This window comes from Kordiimonas aquimaris, assembly GCF_025574485.1.
Classification (GTDB): Bacteria; Pseudomonadota; Alphaproteobacteria; order Sphingomonadales; family Kordiimonadaceae; genus Kordiimonas; species Kordiimonas aquimaris.
In genome coordinates this window covers 219,617-236,199 of sequence record NZ_JAOBPO010000001.1, presented here as the reverse complement: position 1 = coordinate 236,199, position 16,583 = coordinate 219,617, and the positions used below count along the sequence as shown (strand labels likewise).

The 16,583-nt window shown below is 46.6% G+C and carries 15 protein-coding genes; 4 read left to right on the top strand and 11 right to left on the bottom strand.

All coding sequences use genetic code 11. The annotated features are described in order from the left end of the window. The first annotated feature begins 12 nt into the window (after nucleotides 1-12). Nucleotides 13-453, top strand: a complete 441-nt coding sequence (locus tag OEU88_RS01075) for a group III truncated hemoglobin (protein ID WP_262693243.1) — start codon at nucleotides 13-15, stop codon at nucleotides 451-453. After that, the gene (locus tag OEU88_RS01070) at nucleotides 454-738 is read left to right on the top strand and encodes a DUF1971 domain-containing protein (protein WP_262693242.1); all 285 of its coding nucleotides are present in this window, start codon (nucleotides 454-456) and stop codon (nucleotides 736-738) included. A 24-nt stretch (nucleotides 739-762) separates the two neighbouring features. Here OEU88_RS01070 and OEU88_RS01065 read toward each other — a convergent pair whose 3' ends face one another. Further along, entirely contained in the window at nucleotides 763-1,332 is a 570-nt protein-coding gene (locus OEU88_RS01065) for a UbiX family flavin prenyltransferase (protein ID WP_262693241.1), read from the bottom strand. Between the two features lie 33 nt (nucleotides 1,333-1,365). Continuing rightward, on the bottom strand, nucleotides 1,366-2,859 hold the full coding sequence (locus OEU88_RS01060) for a lipopolysaccharide biosynthesis protein (protein ID WP_262693240.1): 1,494 nt from the start codon (nucleotides 2,857-2,859) through the stop codon (nucleotides 1,366-1,368). Between the two features lie 222 nt (nucleotides 2,860-3,081). On the opposite strand from OEU88_RS01060, the gene OEU88_RS01055 reads away from it, so the two are divergent. Together OEU88_RS01055 and OEU88_RS01050 are read left to right on the top strand one after the other, a co-directional pair. Beyond that, a complete protein-coding gene (locus tag OEU88_RS01055) occupies nucleotides 3,082-4,167 on the top strand; it encodes an alpha/beta hydrolase (protein WP_262693239.1) in 1,086 nt (361 codons plus the stop codon). Nucleotides 4,168-4,286: 119 nt separating this feature from the next. Continuing rightward, on the top strand, nucleotides 4,287-5,690 hold the full coding sequence (locus tag OEU88_RS01050) for a M20/M25/M40 family metallo-hydrolase (protein ID WP_262693238.1): 1,404 nt from the start codon (nucleotides 4,287-4,289) through the stop codon (nucleotides 5,688-5,690). Here OEU88_RS01050 and OEU88_RS01045 read toward each other — a convergent pair. The 9 genes from OEU88_RS01045 to mutM form a co-directional block, all read right to left on the bottom strand. Further along, complete coding sequence (locus OEU88_RS01045) at nucleotides 5,674-6,471, bottom strand: hypothetical protein (RefSeq protein WP_262693237.1); 798 nt, start codon at nucleotides 6,469-6,471, stop codon at nucleotides 5,674-5,676. The genes OEU88_RS01050 and OEU88_RS01045 overlap by 17 nt on opposite strands. Nucleotides 6,472-6,680: 209 nt before the next feature. Beyond that, a complete protein-coding gene (gene gyrB, locus OEU88_RS01040) occupies nucleotides 6,681-9,119 on the bottom strand; it encodes a DNA topoisomerase (ATP-hydrolyzing) subunit B (RefSeq protein WP_262693236.1) in 2,439 nt (812 codons plus the stop codon). Between the two features lie 49 nt (nucleotides 9,120-9,168). After that, complete coding sequence (gene recF / locus OEU88_RS01035; RefSeq protein WP_262693235.1) at nucleotides 9,169-10,422, bottom strand: DNA replication/repair protein RecF; 1,254 nt, start codon at nucleotides 10,420-10,422, stop codon at nucleotides 9,169-9,171. A gap of 149 nt (nucleotides 10,423-10,571) precedes the next feature. Then, nucleotides 10,572-11,687, bottom strand: coding sequence for a DNA polymerase III subunit beta (gene dnaN, locus OEU88_RS01030; protein WP_262693234.1), 1,116 nt, complete (start codon nucleotides 11,685-11,687; stop codon nucleotides 10,572-10,574). Between the two features lie 276 nt (nucleotides 11,688-11,963). Next, a complete protein-coding gene (gene dnaA / locus OEU88_RS01025; RefSeq protein WP_262693233.1) occupies nucleotides 11,964-13,385 on the bottom strand; it encodes a chromosomal replication initiator protein DnaA in 1,422 nt (473 codons plus the stop codon). A 511-nt stretch (nucleotides 13,386-13,896) separates the two neighbouring features. Next, complete coding sequence (gene rpsT / locus OEU88_RS01020) at nucleotides 13,897-14,160, bottom strand: 30S ribosomal protein S20 (RefSeq protein ID WP_262693232.1); 264 nt, start codon at nucleotides 14,158-14,160, stop codon at nucleotides 13,897-13,899. Nucleotides 14,161-14,356: 196 nt separating this feature from the next. Then, nucleotides 14,357-15,133, bottom strand: a complete 777-nt coding sequence (locus OEU88_RS01015; RefSeq protein WP_262693231.1) for an enoyl-CoA hydratase — start codon at nucleotides 15,131-15,133, stop codon at nucleotides 14,357-14,359. Between the two features lie 101 nt (nucleotides 15,134-15,234). Beyond that, entirely contained in the window at nucleotides 15,235-15,633 is a 399-nt protein-coding gene (locus OEU88_RS01010) for a hypothetical protein (protein ID WP_262693230.1), read from the bottom strand. Beyond that, on the bottom strand, nucleotides 15,633-16,469 hold the full coding sequence (mutM, locus tag OEU88_RS01005; protein WP_262693229.1) for a bifunctional DNA-formamidopyrimidine glycosylase/DNA-(apurinic or apyrimidinic site) lyase: 837 nt from the start codon (nucleotides 16,467-16,469) through the stop codon (nucleotides 15,633-15,635). Before mutM ends, OEU88_RS01010 begins: the two co-directional genes overlap by 1 nt. Nucleotides 16,470-16,583 lie beyond the last annotated feature (114 nt).

The following is a 16,583-nucleotide window of genomic DNA, read 5'->3' as shown; positions in this document are numbered from 1 at the left end:
AAAGTCAATAGTATGACAACCGAAACTATGCCGGAAATGGGCTCTGTTCCTGAAGTTATGATCGATACACTGGTGCGCAGGTTTTACGGTGAAATACAAAAGCACCCTGACCTTGGGCCAATATTTAAAAAAGCAATTCCTGGGGATTGGGAACCACATCTTAAAACTATGGTTTCCTTCTGGTCATCTGTGATGAACACAACGGGGCGATACAAGGGACAACCTGTGCCCAAGCATGTTGCGCTTAAGGGTGTTGAACAAGAACATTTTGATCAATGGTTGGCGTTATTTGAGGATACTGCAATTAAAACATGCGGTGCTGATTATGCAGCCATGTTTATGGTGCGTGCGAAGCGCATTGCACAAAGTTTGAAGTTTGCCATGTTTGGTTTACCAAGCCTTCCAAACCGCATTCAGTCACCAAGCGGCTTTGTTACAACAGGCAAAGGTTAGATGAATACCTTTGTGAAAACCCTGCCAGAAGGTGTGCAGCCATACAACAAAACGCCTTTGTTTTCCGAGCTGACAGTTCCCAAAGGGTTGCTGAAGGATCACAATACTAAAAGCGGCGTTTGGGGTGTTATTAATGTTGTATCCGGTAACTTGAGATACACCGTACCATCGCTTGAAAAGCACATTGATCTGTCGGCGGGGGATACGGCTATCGTTGTGCCAGAGCAGCTGCATCATGTAACGCCGCTGGGTGCTGTTTCCTTTTATGTAGAGTTCTGGCGTTAGATAAGTTCAAGCTTGTCAGGCTTGTTAATGTAAGCCGACGCCTTGCCAGCGCTTAACGATGTTTGTGTCTATATCAAACAGGTCCAGCACGCGTGCTACCGTGTGATTGATAATATCATCAACTGTTTCAGGGCGATTATAAAAGCCAGGCATTGGCGGTACAATGAGCGCGCCCATTTGAGCGGCCTCCAACATCAGTTTGCAATGACCAACATGTAGCGGCGTTTCACGCGGCATAACCACAAGCTTGCGGTTTTCTTTCAGGGTTACGTCCGCCGCGCGCGTCAGCAGGTCGTCTGCATAGGAATTGACGATGCCGGATAAATTTTTCATCGCGCATGCAGCCACAATCATACCATCAGTTTTGAAAGAGCCGCTGGCGATACTGGCACCAATATTAGTAATTTTGTGGACTTCATCAGCCAGTGCCTCAACAGCGTCAGCACTGTAGTCAGTTTCCAGTCCGATATTCATACGGCCTGTTTTTGTCATCACAAGGTGTGTTTCAATCCCGTCGATGGCCTTAAGAATTTCGAGCAAACGAATGCCGTATATAACACCGCTTGCTCCTGCTATTCCGACAACTAACCGCACAGTTATCCTCCTTATGAATACTGCTGCAATTGTTTACGATAGTTTAGCCTGTTTGGATACTGCCTTATGTGCTTTTAGTTCGCTGAGAACCTGCTTATCTAGTGGACTGAGCGCCCAAAATTTAATCATTACACAAAATAACCCAATGGCGCTTATGACGGTACCGCCAACAATATAACCGTTTGCTACGGGCACTAAATTTTGTGCTGTGAATAATAGGGCGGTGATGATCAAGGCAAACGTAATTGGGCGCAAATAATGCACCGTAATTACACGGATATTCATATGTTTTTTTAGACTAAATAAGCGCATGGTGTTCAGGCATAACATTGCGACAAAAAAACCTGCGGCTGCACCGGGTGCTCCCCACCAAACCGCAAGCCCTGCAACAGCTATGGCTTCAATGAGCAGTGTCATGGCTACCAGCCGCGGTGGAACACTGGGTTTAGCGTAAATAAGCGGTGTTTCCGTCAGTGCAAAACTGCCGTCAATTAGCTCTGCGAACAACAAGATAACCAGAACAAGGGCACTGGTAAAAAACACGTCATTAAATAGACCTAAAATATGCCCTGCGAACATAGCAAAAGGAACGGTAAGAGCGAGCTGTAGCATAAATACCCACCGGCATATGCCAGCTAGTTTTGCACCAATACGATCCGGCTTCTTTGCATGGTGCAATTTAGCGATGACAGGGGCCATCATTGGCTCAAACAGTTTATGAATTTTATGAGGCACCGTAACGATTTGCTGCGCCATATAGTAAGCACCTGTTATTTGGTGTCCCGCAAGTAATGAGAGAATAAGGATGTCGAGGCGACGAAACATTATAACGCCGATATCAGTGACGCCCGCTTGCCAGCTTCTTTTGATGATTAGATACAGGTTTTTCCTGTTTACAGGCGCTCTCATAAGAGTAGGTAAATCATAAGCATGGTGCAGGCCAAAGCTAATGCCGATTGCTGCCGCTATACATGAAAAACCATATGCAGCAACCAAGCCTGTACCAGTAGCGTTAATACCATAATAGTACAGAAGACTTACAGTCAGGAAGGCCCATGGCTCCATCACACAGCGCGCAATCACTTCCCACCGGATGATGCGTTTAAAACGAATAGCTGTACCGCCTATCTCGGCAAAAGCTATTGCAGGCACCGCAAAATACAATGCAAAAGGCATCGTGATGTCAGGGAAAAGAAAAGGCCACGCAGCGGCGAAAAGTAATGACATAACGCAGGCGACAATGAATGTCGTGATGATCGCTTCTTTAACGGTTGATGTTAAATGTGTTGCTCTATTTGAAGGCTCACTGAGAAAATCAAGTAGCTTGCGCTTAAGGCCTATGACGGCGATTGCTGCTAATATTTCGGTTATAGCCGCCACTTGACCCAGTACACCAAGAGCTGCCGCACCGTATAGTTGGCCTGCAACAATCATCAAGATCAGCCGTGCCAGCATACGCCCGCCGAAGCCACCAAGTGAAGCAAGTGCACCGCGTAGAATGTCCTTGATGTCATCAATAGGGTTCATAACAGTGGCAGCAGCGCTTCTATATTGATCATCGTTTATTCATTAGTATTAAACATGTGCTGTTTTTAATAGCAAATAAGATACAAATGTTTCTTTCGCATAAAGCTATTAAATTACCCGCCTTGCTTGCTCGTTCAAGCGGTCTATATCCATTGAAATTAGAAACCATCTTGCAGAGCATATATACCTATGTGTCTGTGGTGTGATGTTGAGGTCTGTTTTATGTATATTGCCGGTGTATTGATTGTTGCCGCTTTAGTCGTGTTTTGGATAGTCACGCGGTTTTACCTTCGCGGTGTTAGCTTAACTCGTTTTGATGCGCCAATACCGGTTAGTTTTGACGCTGAAAAGCCTTCGGCAGCCATGATTGGTGTTAATAAATACCTGAAAGAAAACTTCACGATGGGCGAGCGCCTGTCTGTCAAGCGCGAGCGTTTTGACCAAGGTGGTTTGGTGAGGGATTTTGGCTGTACTTTTCGTAGCCAGGTTGCTGTGTTTGACGGCGTTGAAGTACCAGGCGAATGGACTTTGGTTGAAGGGTATGCACCGAACAAGCGGTTACTGTATTTGCACGGCGGCGCTTTTACTGTTGGTAGCCCTTTAAGTCACAGACCTATAACTGCTAATCTTGCTAAAAAAACCGGTTGTGCCGTGTTTACACCGGACTACCGCCTGATGCCTGAAAACCCGCGTATGGCGAGCATTGTCGATAGTCGTGCAGCATATCAGTGGTTGGTAGAGAACGGACCTGCATCCTCCGAACCAGCAGAAAAAATTGCTGTTGCTGGTGATTCTGCAGGCGGAAACCTTACACTGTGTTTGTCAAACTGGACGAGAGATAACGGCGTGCGTTTGCCGGATGCTGTCATAGGCATTTCGCCTGCGACGGACACGTCTGCAACCAGCCCAAGTATTCGAACAAACTTCGATACTGACGTGATGCTAAAACCGCTTATTGCGCCGCTTTTAAAGTTGCCACATTGGTTACTGTTATGGGGAAGCTGGAAAGTAAACGGTATTCGGCCTGCCTCAAAATTGATTTCACCGGTGCGAGATAACCTTGCTGGCCTACCACCTACGCTTATACACGCTAGTACAGCAGAAATGTTGTACGATGATGCCAAGCGGTATGTGAACAAAGCAACCGTTCAGGGTTCGCCAGTGAAAATACAAAGTTGGCCTCATATGTGCCATGTCTGGCATATTTTTGATGAAATGCTGCCTGAAGCGAATGTAGCGCTTGATGAGATAGCTGCCTTTATGTGTAAGCACGGCGTTAGTAACGATGTTAGCAAGAGTACTGCCTGATTAAGTTTGCATATAAATTGTGAGCTGTTTTAGCCGGTAACTGATTTTTCACTGTGTATTTTAATACTCTCAATGTTAACTAAAGCGCATGCTTTAATAGAGTGGGGGAGTGCTCGAAAATGCGCGGTATAAAATCACATGGTTTAAATACGATGCTTGTATTGGTGGCATCATGGATGCTGGCTAGTTGTAGCGCTGAAGAAAACACTCAGGAACAAACCGAGCAAAGCGCACTTAAAACCGCACCGCGTCAAGCAGAACCCTCAGCAATTGTTTTGTCTGATGCATATAAAACAGAGATTGCATCCCTTGCCGGTCGTGCCGTTGTTGCAAATGCTTTTGAAGATATTGTTCAACAAGACGCGCAAAATATAAAAGACCTTATTGAACTTACCGAAATTCCTGCACCGCCATTTGAAGAGCAAGTCCGTGCACGGCGATTTGCCGAGATGCTGCGCGCTGCGGGGTTGGTCGATGTATCGATTGATGATGTTGGCAATGTTATTGGTCGCAGACCAGGCTCTGAAGGGGCACGCGTTGTGGCCATAGCCGCACACTTGGATACCGTGTTTCCAGCAGATACCGATGTGACTGTGCGTATCGAGGGGAATACTTACCATGCGCCTGGCATCGGTGACAACACGCGTGGCTTAGTGATGATGCTGAGTTTGCTGCGCACTATGCAGACGCTAAATTTAACCACGCATGATGATATTTTATTTGTTGGTAGCGTTGGTGAAGAAGGTCTTGGTGATCTGAGGGGAGTGAAGCATCTATTTCGCGCAGGTGGACCTCAGATTGATGCCTTCATTGCCATTGATGGTGGTAGTGCAAACCGCTTGATATACGGCGGCGTTGGATCGCATCGTTACCGTGTTACGGTCAATGGTCCGGGTGGGCATTCCTGGGGTGCATTTGGTTTAGCAAATCCTCATCAGGCGTTGGGGCGTATCATTAACAATTTCGTTACTAACGCACCGGATGTTACGAACTTTGGCCCGAAAACCAGCTACAGTATTGGTCGTATTGGTGGTGGCACTTCAATTAACTCAATCCCGTTTAGTTCCTGGATGGAAGTTGATATGCGGTCTGGTAACCAAGAAAAACTGGATGATATTGACGTTGTATTTCAACAGGCCATTCAAGCAGGCTTAATGGAAGAAAATACCGCGCGAAAGAGTGGTCCAGAATTAACTGTCGAAATCAAGCAGGTAGGCAAACGTCCGGCAGGTATGGGTAACCCTAATGCCGCACTGGTGCAGCGCACGATGGCTGCAATGAACGCCCTTGGTATTGAAGCGCGCCCTGCCATTTCTTCAACTGACTCTAATATACCAATTTCACTGGGTATTCCGGCCGTCACCATTAGTAGAGGGGGGCGCGCAGAACGCGCTCATTCACCGGATGAACGCTGGCATAACGAGGACAGCCATGTCGCTATCCAAATTGGATTATTAACGTTGTTGTCCGAGGCGGGCTTTCCAATAACCTGCAATGATTGTGAACCTAAAGCTCCTGAATGAAACTTTTCCATTGTTGCTCTAAGGCGACCATATCATAGCCCATAATTTTTTTCGGATTATCGCCAAAGTAGACTTTTAGGTATTGGTTCAATCCATATGTTTCAATTAAAAATTCGGTGAAAGACCCTTCCTGCAAGTAAGCTAGACGTCTGAGGGTGTTGTCTTTAGTTGTGTTTCGTACATATTCTGCATCAGCTAGAGGCACGAGGTCTCTTTCCTTCATTAATTTGGCGACAGTGATATGCAATCCTTCACCAAAATTTGGGTAAGAGGGGCGCAATCCTAGTTTATGCTGAATAAATACTGCTAATCCATCGTCAAAAAAGCGCCCTCCGAACATTATGTCTTTGTTGTCCCGGTATGCGCTCTTTGCGAAAATATGAGTTAATTCGTGAGTTACCGCCAGACTACAGTTTTTTGTTTCACAACTACCACTGAGCAGGTTTTCTATCCTGCTTTGAGGCAAATAAATCTTGTGCCCTTCCTGATACGGAAATCTGAATTCGTTAGACACAATGATGTTTATTTCTTTGTCTTTATATACCGACCCATAGATTTCTGCATTATTCAAATATGTAATTACTCTTCTTTTGGCATGTTCAATATCTCTGACCAATAGGTTCAATTGTTCCTGGTCTAGATCCTCATTTGCGTCTAGCACTACTCCTGAATTTGGTTGCTGGTTAGTCTCAGCTTCGGCCGAACTAAGACCTAAAACGCTAATAATTAACACCTTCATCATTGCAGAAAATGAGAAAGATGATGTCGTATGGTAATTCATTATTTATACTCCCCAAATATGTACTTACTCCAACGTTGTTATATTGTCTGAGAGCAGACCCTCTCGCATAACGTCAATTTCCTATTAGCCAATAGTAGTTACTGTCAAAACATAAGCCCATACGGGGAATATAATCTCGTAAAAAATGGCCATTCTCCCTGGTAAGCAGCCATTTCTTGTCTCACTTTATGTGTCACATTACACAGATGTTATACATCCAAATTCGCAACGTTCAGGGCGTTTTCCTGAATGAAATTACGGCGCTCTTCTACCACGTCACCCATCAGCTTGGAGAATATCTCGTCAGCGGTATCAGCCTCTGTTACTTTAACTTGCAATAGTGAACGCACTTCCGGGTCCAATGTTGTTTCCCACAATTGACCCGGGTTCATTTCACCCAAGCCTTTATAGCGCTGTGTCGCCTGACCCTTGCGCCCGAATGACAACAATAATGCCAGCATTTCAAGTGGTCCACCAACGGTATACGCATCGTCTTTACGGGTTACGGTGACAGGTTCAGTGAATAGCTCACGTATTTCATCCATGCGTTTATGGAGTTTCCGCGCTTCTTGGCTTTCCATCAACTGTGCATCAATTTTATGCATATCGATTACACCGCGGAGTTCCTGAGCAAAACTATAACCACCGTCTTCGGTTGCTGTGCCGCTCCAGCCGCCCATTTCAAGAGTATGCGCCAGTGCATTCAGTTTTTCTGAAACCGTATCAGCAACCTTTTGCCTTGCAGCATTATCTTCGGTCAGTTTCACATCAAGGCCGTTAAACAGACCAAGCATCTCGATAAGGTTTTTGTTATAGCGTGTTGGGATACTACCAATTATCGCTTTAACCGCGCGTGCTTCTTCTGCCAAATGTTTAATGGCGGGACCAGCGTGTTGGCCACCGGCGCCGTCAGTAACCACAACATCGTTGGTGCCCATATCGAGCAGGTAGTCATCAAGCGCTTTATCGTCTTTCAGATATACCTCAGATTTGCCGCGTCCCACTTTATACAAGGGTGGTTGGGCAATATATAAATGCCCTGCCTCAACAATTTCAGGCATTTGACGATAAAAGAAAGTCAGTAGCAAGGTGCGAATATGTGCACCGTCCACGTCAGCATCGGTCATGATGATGATTTTATGATAGCGCAGTTTTTCCATATTGAAGTCTTCGCGCCCAATACCAGTGCCAAGTGCTGTTATCAGTGTGCCAATTTCATTGGATGCCAACATACGATCAAATCGTGCGCGCTCCACATTCAGGATTTTACCACGCAGTGGTAAGATAGCCTGATTCTTACGGTTTCGGCCCTGTTTGGCTGATCCGCCTGCACTATCGCCCTCCACGATAAATAGTTCGGAAAGCGCCGGGTCACGTTCCTGGCAATCCGCAAGTTTGCCTGGTAGGGACGCAATATCCAATACGCCTTTGCGCCGTGTAAGCTCGCGTGCTTTACGTGCTGCTTCACGCGCAGATGCAGCATCGATGATTTTCATAATCACCGCTTTTGCTTCCGCAGGGTGTTCACCAAACCATTCACCAAGCTTTTCGTTTACGAGCCCTTCTACTGCAGGGCGAATCTCGCTTGAGACCAGCTTGTCTTTGGTTTGGCTGGAAAATTTGGGATCAGGTGCCTTAACGGATACTACCGCGGTTAATCCTTCGCGCGCATCATCACCAGACAGGCTGACTTTTGCTTTTTTCGCCAAACCGCTTTCATTGACATAGGTGTTAATTGTTCTCGTGAGCGATGCCCTAAACGCTGCCAGGTGTGTACCACCATCGCGCTGCGGAATGTTGTTGGTAAAACATAATACATTCTCGTGGTAGCTATCATTCCATTGAAGAGACACCTCGACGCCGACGCCGTCTTTCTCGCCGGTAATGGTGATTGGATCACCTATCTGGCTTGTTTTGTTGCGGTCCAGATATTGAACAAAAGACGTGATACCTCCTTCGTAAAACAGATCCATATCCTCAACGTCGGCATGGCGGTTATCTTTCAGATAGATATGTACACCTGAGTTCAAAAATGCCAGTTCACGATAACGGTGTACAAGTTTATCGAAGTCAAACTCGACAAACTGGAATGTGTCCAGTGACGGCATAAAGGTAACTTCTGTGCCCTTTTTACTGTTTGCATCACCTACAACTACAAGATCATCAACTGGTTCGCCTTTTTCAAAGCGCATAAAGTGTTCTTTGCCATTGCGCCAAATGCGTAGCTCTAACCAGTCAGACAAAGCATTCACAACAGATACACCTACACCATGCAAACCACCGGATACCTTATAGCTATTTTGGTCAAACTTACCGCCTGCGTGCAATTGTGTCATGATAACTTGCGCTGCAGAAACACCTTCTTCCTCGTGAATATCAACGGGAATACCGCGACCGTTATCAGTCACAGAGCAGCTTCCATCAGGATTCAGTGTCATGGTCACCAGATCACAGTGGCCGGCCAATGCTTCGTCGATTGCGTTATCTGACACTTCAAAAACCATATGGTGCAGGCCGGACCCATCTTCGGTGTCACCGATGTACATGCCTGGGCGCTTGCGTACAGCGTCCAGTCCTTTCAAGACCTTAATGGAATCCGCACCGTATTCTTCTTCGTTTTCTGGGAGCGTTTCAGGTGTGTCGGTCATGGTATTCTTCTTTCTCGTCGATCCTAAAGTGATGGTCGCATGTGCGATTCTATTGTAGTGAGGGCTGGACCTTGCCGTCACTAACATCAAAAAATTCAGCTTTGCCTTTCAGGCTCTCAAACAAACTCATATCGGTTCCTGTCAGCCAACATTGGCTGCCCAGTGCACCGAGAATATCAAACAAAGCGCTGCGTCGCTCATTGTCTAAATGCGCTGCGACTTCATCAAGCAGTAATAATGGCGCTTGTCTTTTAAGCGCAGTTTGAAGGTGTGCATTTGCGATGATTAAGCCCACCAATAGCGCTTTTTGTTCGCCTGTTGAACACAGGTCGGCGCGCATTGATTTGGGTTTATGTGTCACAATGAAGTCAGTTTTATGGATACCGGTGCTTGTCCGGCCTGATCTACAGTCAAGGACGCGCTCATGTGCTAAACGCTCACGGTATTGTACTTCAACCTCAACAGGGGCCAAACCATCTGCAAGCAAACCCTCCAGCCAGCCATCAATGGCAAGCATGGCTTTGGGAAATGGTGTTTCTGCGGCATCTTCGATTTGCCCTGCAATCTGGCCAGCAAACTCGAGCCGTGCAACTGCGGCAGCCACACCGTGCTCTGCCATGCGCGCCTCAAGAGCTGATAGCCATACCGCATCTGCATGAACACCTTGATCGCTTAGCAGGCGATTGCGCTCACGCATCGTGCGTTCAAACGCGCCGATTTGTCGGCTATGATCAGGGTATAAACCCATGGTTAAGCGATCAAGAAACTTACGCCGGGATGAAGGGCCTTCGATGAACAGGCGGTCCATTTGCGGCGTAAGCCAACCAATGCTCCAACGTTCGCCGAGGCAATTAGTATTGTTGGCAATCTCACCATCAATTTTAACAATTCGTCTGCTGTGTGGTTTTTTATCGGTACTGTCAGCGTCTGTTGTTGATGCCTCAATACCTGTGCCAACCTTGATATCTTCACAGATATCGTCCTGTTCCAGCGCTAATTGCAGAGCAACAGACCAATTATCTTTGTTGTGGCGGCTGATATCATCAAGGCCTGCACCTCTAAGCCCCCGGCCAGGTGCTGCATAACTAATTGCTTCAAGAATGTTGGTTTTGCCAACGCCGTTTTCCCCAGTTAATACCACCATATTCGAACTGCGTTGCAGCTTGAGGGATAACGTCTTGTATGATCTGTAGTTTGTTAACATGACACGTGAAACCGAGACGCGGGTGTGCCCCTGCAAATCTGGCACTGAAGCAGGTATCGCAGCAGATTCCTGATGTGCAGAGATTGAGGTGCTAATCATTTGTTTATTTGTCTCAGTATTGTCTGTGTTCAATCGCTGGATATTCGATTAGGCCAATTCAAAATATGACCGCCTCGGTCCTTTGGCAGGTTTCATACAGTGCGTTACATAAAGTAACGCACTGTATGAAAGACTAACCATTTACCCTACTAAACACGCATTGGCATCAGAACGTAAAGAGCAGCTTCATCCATCAAGTCTTTGATCACTGTTGGTGATGATGGGTCTGCCAGATACGCTTGGACCATGTCGCCTTCAACTTGCGCCAGAATGTCCATCAAATAACGGCTATTAAAGCCAATTTCAAATGAGTCTGATGTGTAAGACGCCGCTAATTCTTCGCGCGCCGTGCCACTGTCAGGGCTGTTAACAGATAGCTTTAACATATTCTCCGAAAGTGATAGTTTTACTGATCGTGTTTTATCAGAGCTGATCGTTGATACGCGGTCAACAGCCTGAGAGAACAGACGACAATCCATTTCCAGAACTTTGTCGTTACCTACTGGTATAACCCGGCTGTAATCAGGGAAAGTACCATCAATCAGCTTAGACGTTATGATCGCAGAAGCGAAGCTAAAGCGAATTTTGGTGTCGGAAAGCGCGATTGCAACATCGCCTTCATACTCATCGATAAGCTTACGCACCTCTGTAACGGTTTTACGCGGCACAATGATGCCAGGCATGCCAGTTGCGCCATCAGGAACACTTTGCTCGACTTGTGCGAGGCGGTGGCCATCTGTTGCAACGGCCCGCAACGTGTCACCACTTTCGCTGTTCGCGACATGTAGGTAGATACCGTTCAGGTAATAACGTGTTTCCTCGGTCGAGATAGCGAAGCGCGCCTTGTCGATCAGGCGTTTCAGCTCTTCTGCAGCAATAGCAAACCGATGTGGCATGTCGCTTTCGCTCATGATGGGAAAATCTTCCTTGTCGAGACAAGCCAGCGTAAACTTGGAGCGCCCGGCCCGCACAACCAGTCTGTCACCGTCCTCGAGGTTGAGCTCAACTTCAGCGCCGTCAGGTAGCTTACGTGCGATATCGAACAATGTGTGAGCAGGAACTGTTGTTGCTCCGGGTTGAGTAACGCCAGCTTCGGTGCGCTCGATGATTGCAATATCAAGGTCGGTGGCTGTCATGGATATGCCATCACCTTCTGCTTCGATCATGACGTTAGATAGAATGGGAATTGTGTTCCGCCGCTCAACAACTGATTGAACATGTCCTAGAGCTTTAAGAAGGGAATTGCGTTCTATTGTAAATTTCATGAAATTTATCTTCTTGTCTGACCGTGTGTAAATTTAACGGCCTCCTCTCAGTGTCAGAATATGTAGGTGAAACCAGTAAGGTTTCATCGCTTGAACGCTTATGCGCACACTGTCTGACACTCCCCAGAAAAGGCCTGTGTCAACAATAGCGGCTTTCCCTTGAAAACCAAAACAAAAAGCACCGAATCGGTGCTTTTTTTTAATCTTGAAATCTATATTTTCTGCCGAGTCGCAACTGTTCCTAAAAAGGCGGTGTTATTATACTGTTTTAGCCGGTTATCCTTCCAGTAAACGTGTCAGGCGTGTGATGTCTTCGTCAAGTTGACTGTCAGATTTGCATAGGTCATCAATCTTGCGCACGGCATGCATAACCGTAGTGTGGTCTCGCCCGCCAAATCGCCTGCCAATCTCAGGCAGGCTGCGGCTTGTAAGCTGCTTACATAAATACATTGCTGTTTGCCGTGGGCGCGCAATCATGCGGCTGCGGCGCTGTGACAGCATTTCAGAAAGGCGCAGATTATAGTATTCAGCTACTGTGCGCTGTATTTCATCAATGGTTACCTTGCGATCATTGGCGCGAATAAGGTCTTGCAGCACGTCACGTGTCATATCCATTGTGATAGGGCGCCCAACAAGTGTTGCATAGGCCATGACACGATTTAATGCGCCCTCAAGCTCACGAACATTCGAAATGATCCGGCGCGCTAAAAATTCAAGAACATCAACAGGCACATCAACATTTGGTGCACTTTCAGATTTGGATTGGAGAATACCAAGGCGGAGCTCATAATCTGTAGGATGAATATCTGCTACCAGTCCCCAGCCAAGGCGGGAAATAATACGTTCTTCAATGCCCTCAAGGTCTGTTGGTGATCGGTCTGCGGTGATCACAACCTGGCAACGGTTATCAATAAGCGTATTGAAGGTATGGAAAAACTCTTCCTGAGTACTGTTTTTATTGGCGATGAATTGCACATCATCCACCATAAGCAGATTTACGTTGCGAAATTTCTGTTTGAAAGCGTGTGTGTCTTTAAAACGAAGGGCCGAGATAAACTCGAACATAAACTTTTCAGCGGAAACATAAGCAACACGTTTTTCAGGAGTGCGGCGTTTAACTTCCCAAGCAATTGCATGCATCAGATGTGTTTTACCAAGGCCAACCCCGCCATGCAGGAACAGTGGGTTGAAAGATACATCGTCAGATTCTGCAATACGTTTGGCAGCGGCGTATGCCAGCTCGTTTGATTTGCCAACTACAAAGCTTTCAAATGTATACTTTGGATCAAGAGCCGCTTGTTCATCAACATTTTCAACGCCGGATAGTGAAGGTTGGTCGTCAGTTTTGCCTGCGCGCACGACAGTTTGTGAAGGGATTGCAGGTGTAGCGCCTTTGGCAGCCAAACGGATGCTCAAACTTTTGACGCGCGAGTCTTCTGCATAGAAGAAATCTTTGAGGCGTGGGCCATAGTTGCGCTGAATCCAATCGCGGACAAACTTCGTTGGTGCCGTTAATTCCACAGTGCCTCCATCAACACCGCGGTATCCTAACTGACCAATCCATGTTGTATAAGCCTGCTGCCCAAATTCTTTCTTGAATTTGCTGCACACCCGATTCCAAGGAGTTTCTCCTTGCATATCCATGTCTGCTTCAAGCCCCTTTGTTGGCCCCATTCTATCTTCCTCCCAATCCGACATCGGAAAATATTCTCCTTTTCGCCTTCAGGCGGTTATTCGTCGGCTATACATTGCAATCAGCCCCCTGAATACAATGTTACATCGTTCGCAAAAGAAAGCAGCAAGCCACGATACGGCAAAACTCTATACGAGCGCATAAAGGGCGCGGCCCGTCTTCAGCAATATGTTGTTTTCGGTGGCGCTTTTCCAGCATGACTTCATGCCTGAAAAGCTTATGGACGCCCCCCTGTGAGGGAGTTTGATTGCCCATGCGACCCACCGCGGTCAGGCAGTCAGATTACATAGAGCATGGGGATGCAGCAACTGAATCTATCGCTTGACAGAAATCAGTTAAATCTCTCTATGGCGTGAATCGAAAGAGGACACAATATGTGGTTTCTTGCGATCAAGGCACAAGATATGTGCTCTTTTTGTTCGCATTGATGACAATAACAAAAAAGCCGCCCTGTAGAAAAGGCGGCTTTGGAAACATGTTTTGACCGGTAATTGGATACCGAATCGCAATATTTGATTATGCGATTGCTTTAACGTTTTTCGTCAAACGAGAAACTTTACGTGATGCTGTTTTCTTGTGCATAACGCCTTTTGTAACACCGCGCATAATCTCAGGCTGAGCAGCTTTTAATGCGTCTGTTGCTTGTGTTTTATCACCAGCCGTTATTGCTTCTTCAACTTTACGAATGAATGTACGGATACGGCTTACGCGTGCTTTATTTACCGTAGCTTTGCGTTCGTTACCACGAATACGTTTTTTGGCTTGTACAGAGTTTGCCATTTTTTTTACCTTTGTTCAGCGACACCCATCATCAATTCAGTATCGAAGCAGCAGGGTGTAACCGCTTTTCCTGTGTGTTCGTTCAGTCTCAGGCAACATAGGCCGAAACCGATAATAAATTCGAGGTCGCGTCTATAACGCTGTAAAACCTCTGCGTCAATAGCCAAAAGTCTTTTGAGGCCCCGTCTTTCGCTGTTTAGCGATTCTTAAACTGTGGTTGTCGTTTCTCGATAAAGGCTGTCATACCCTCTTTTTGGTCGTCTGTTGCAAAAAGTGAATGGAAAACCCTGCGTTCAAACAGCAAACCTTCGGCAAGTGTTGTTTCAAGTGCACGATTTGTTGCTTCTTTGGCTAGGGATACTGACGGTGTTGATAATTCGGCAATTGTACTGGCAATTTCCATCACTGTGTCTATCAAATCTTCAGTTGGTGCGATTCGGCTTACCAATCCTGCGCGTTCTGCCTCTTCAGCATCCATCATACGCCCTGTCAGCATCATATCCATTGCTTTAGATTTTCCGACAATGCGCGTTAATCGCTGTGAGCCGCCAATGCCCGGTATAATCCCAAGCTTGATCTCTGGTTGGCCAAACTTTGCATTTTCTGCGGCAATGATGAAATCGCATGCCATGGCAATTTCACACCCGCCACCCAGTGCATAACCGGAAACAGCGGCAATAACAGGTGTGCGTACAGTGGCAAACACACGGTTTATTTCAGCAAATAGATCCTCTGCCAAAACATCAGCATAGGTTTTAACGGACATTTCCTTGATGTCAGCACCAGCAGCGAAAGCTTTTTCACTGCCCGTTACAACGACAGCGCCAATATCGGTATCTGCATCCAAGTCCAGTAAAGCATCACCTAGTTCTTTGATAAGCTTGCTGTTTAATGCGTTTAATGCTTCTGGGCGATTAAGAGTTATCAGCCCAACACCTTCTTGTTTATCAAGTAGGATGGTTTCAAAAGTCATTTGAGTGCCTTGTTTTTGACCACGTTGCCTAGACTCCTAATCGGGTCTGGCGCATTTGAAAAGTAAATTATCGCAACTGAGCTGTGTACATCCACATATGGTTATTGAAGCGGTTCAAGGCGCAAGATAAAGATTGCCTCAGAAGTACGTGTATCAGGTGCAGTGAGAGAAAGTTTGCTTTCGTTGCGTGTGCAAGTCAATTCTGTACCGCGCAACACACACTCCCATCCCAGTTCCTTTAACGCGTCACTATAGCGGGAAAATGCGGTTGCCGCCGGAACACTGATGTATAACCCCACCTCGGCTACAGTGCCGCTCGCTGTATCAAAAACAACAGGTTCGCCGTCGATTTTTGATACTATGTTCAGATGTGGAACATCAGGGAAACCGTCAATGAAAGCATCTTCAGCTAATGCTGGGCTCCAAATGCTAACGAACATAGCGCTCATGACAAGCGCTACCGCATACAGCACGCGCCGCATTTGTTGTTTCAAGATCATTATGTCTGACAGTCCGGGCAAAAAAATGATGACCTGTTTGATTGAACGATACGGTGGATAATAGCGTGGCATCCATCAGATGTACATGCCTCACCTTCTCGGCCATATGCTTGAAAGCGATGTTGAAAGTATCCAAGCTCTCCTGAAACTTGTGCATAATCTTTTAACGTCGACCCACCTGCCTCAATTGCTTCCGAAAGAACATCTCGAATGATAGGCACCAGAGAGTGTGCTTCTTCATTTGTAAGGCTGTCTGCTCGCCGTTCAGGGTGAATGCCAGCGCGCCAAAGCACTTCACAAACATATATATTACCAAGGCCAGCCACCAGTTTTTGGTCAAGTAGTGTTGTTTTGATCGGTGATTTACGCCGCGACAACATATCTGTCAGATAATCCGCGTGAAATGCGTTACCAAGTGGTTCCGGGCCGATGTCTTTTATCAGAGGGTGGTCGTTGATTGTATCTCGTTCGCTGAAAACGATAAGCCCGAATCGGCGCGCATCATTGAAAATAATAGAATCGTCATTCTCCGTTAAGAAGGTCAGATGATCATGTTTTTGCCGCGGCGGTATGGTTGTTCCTGATTGATGGATGTTTACCTTCCCTGACATGCCGAGATGCAGAATGGCAACAAGCCCATCTTCACATTCAATCAGAATGTATTTTGATCGTCGCGTCAGCCTTGTTACCCGATTGCCCGAAAACCGTTTGCTAAAGTCAGATGGGATATCCACGCGCAGTTTCGGAACCCAGGCGTGTGCTTCCTTGATAACTTGGCCTTCCATAACAGGCGCCATGCCACGGCGAACGGTCTCGACTTCAGGTAATTCGGGCATATTGTCGCGCTTTCTTCTTGTATTACAAAGTGGCTGGTATCATGCAGCTGTCTCAGCTATGGTCCGGCCTCCATAACCAGAGTTGATCGATACCACATATGGGTATGCTGACAA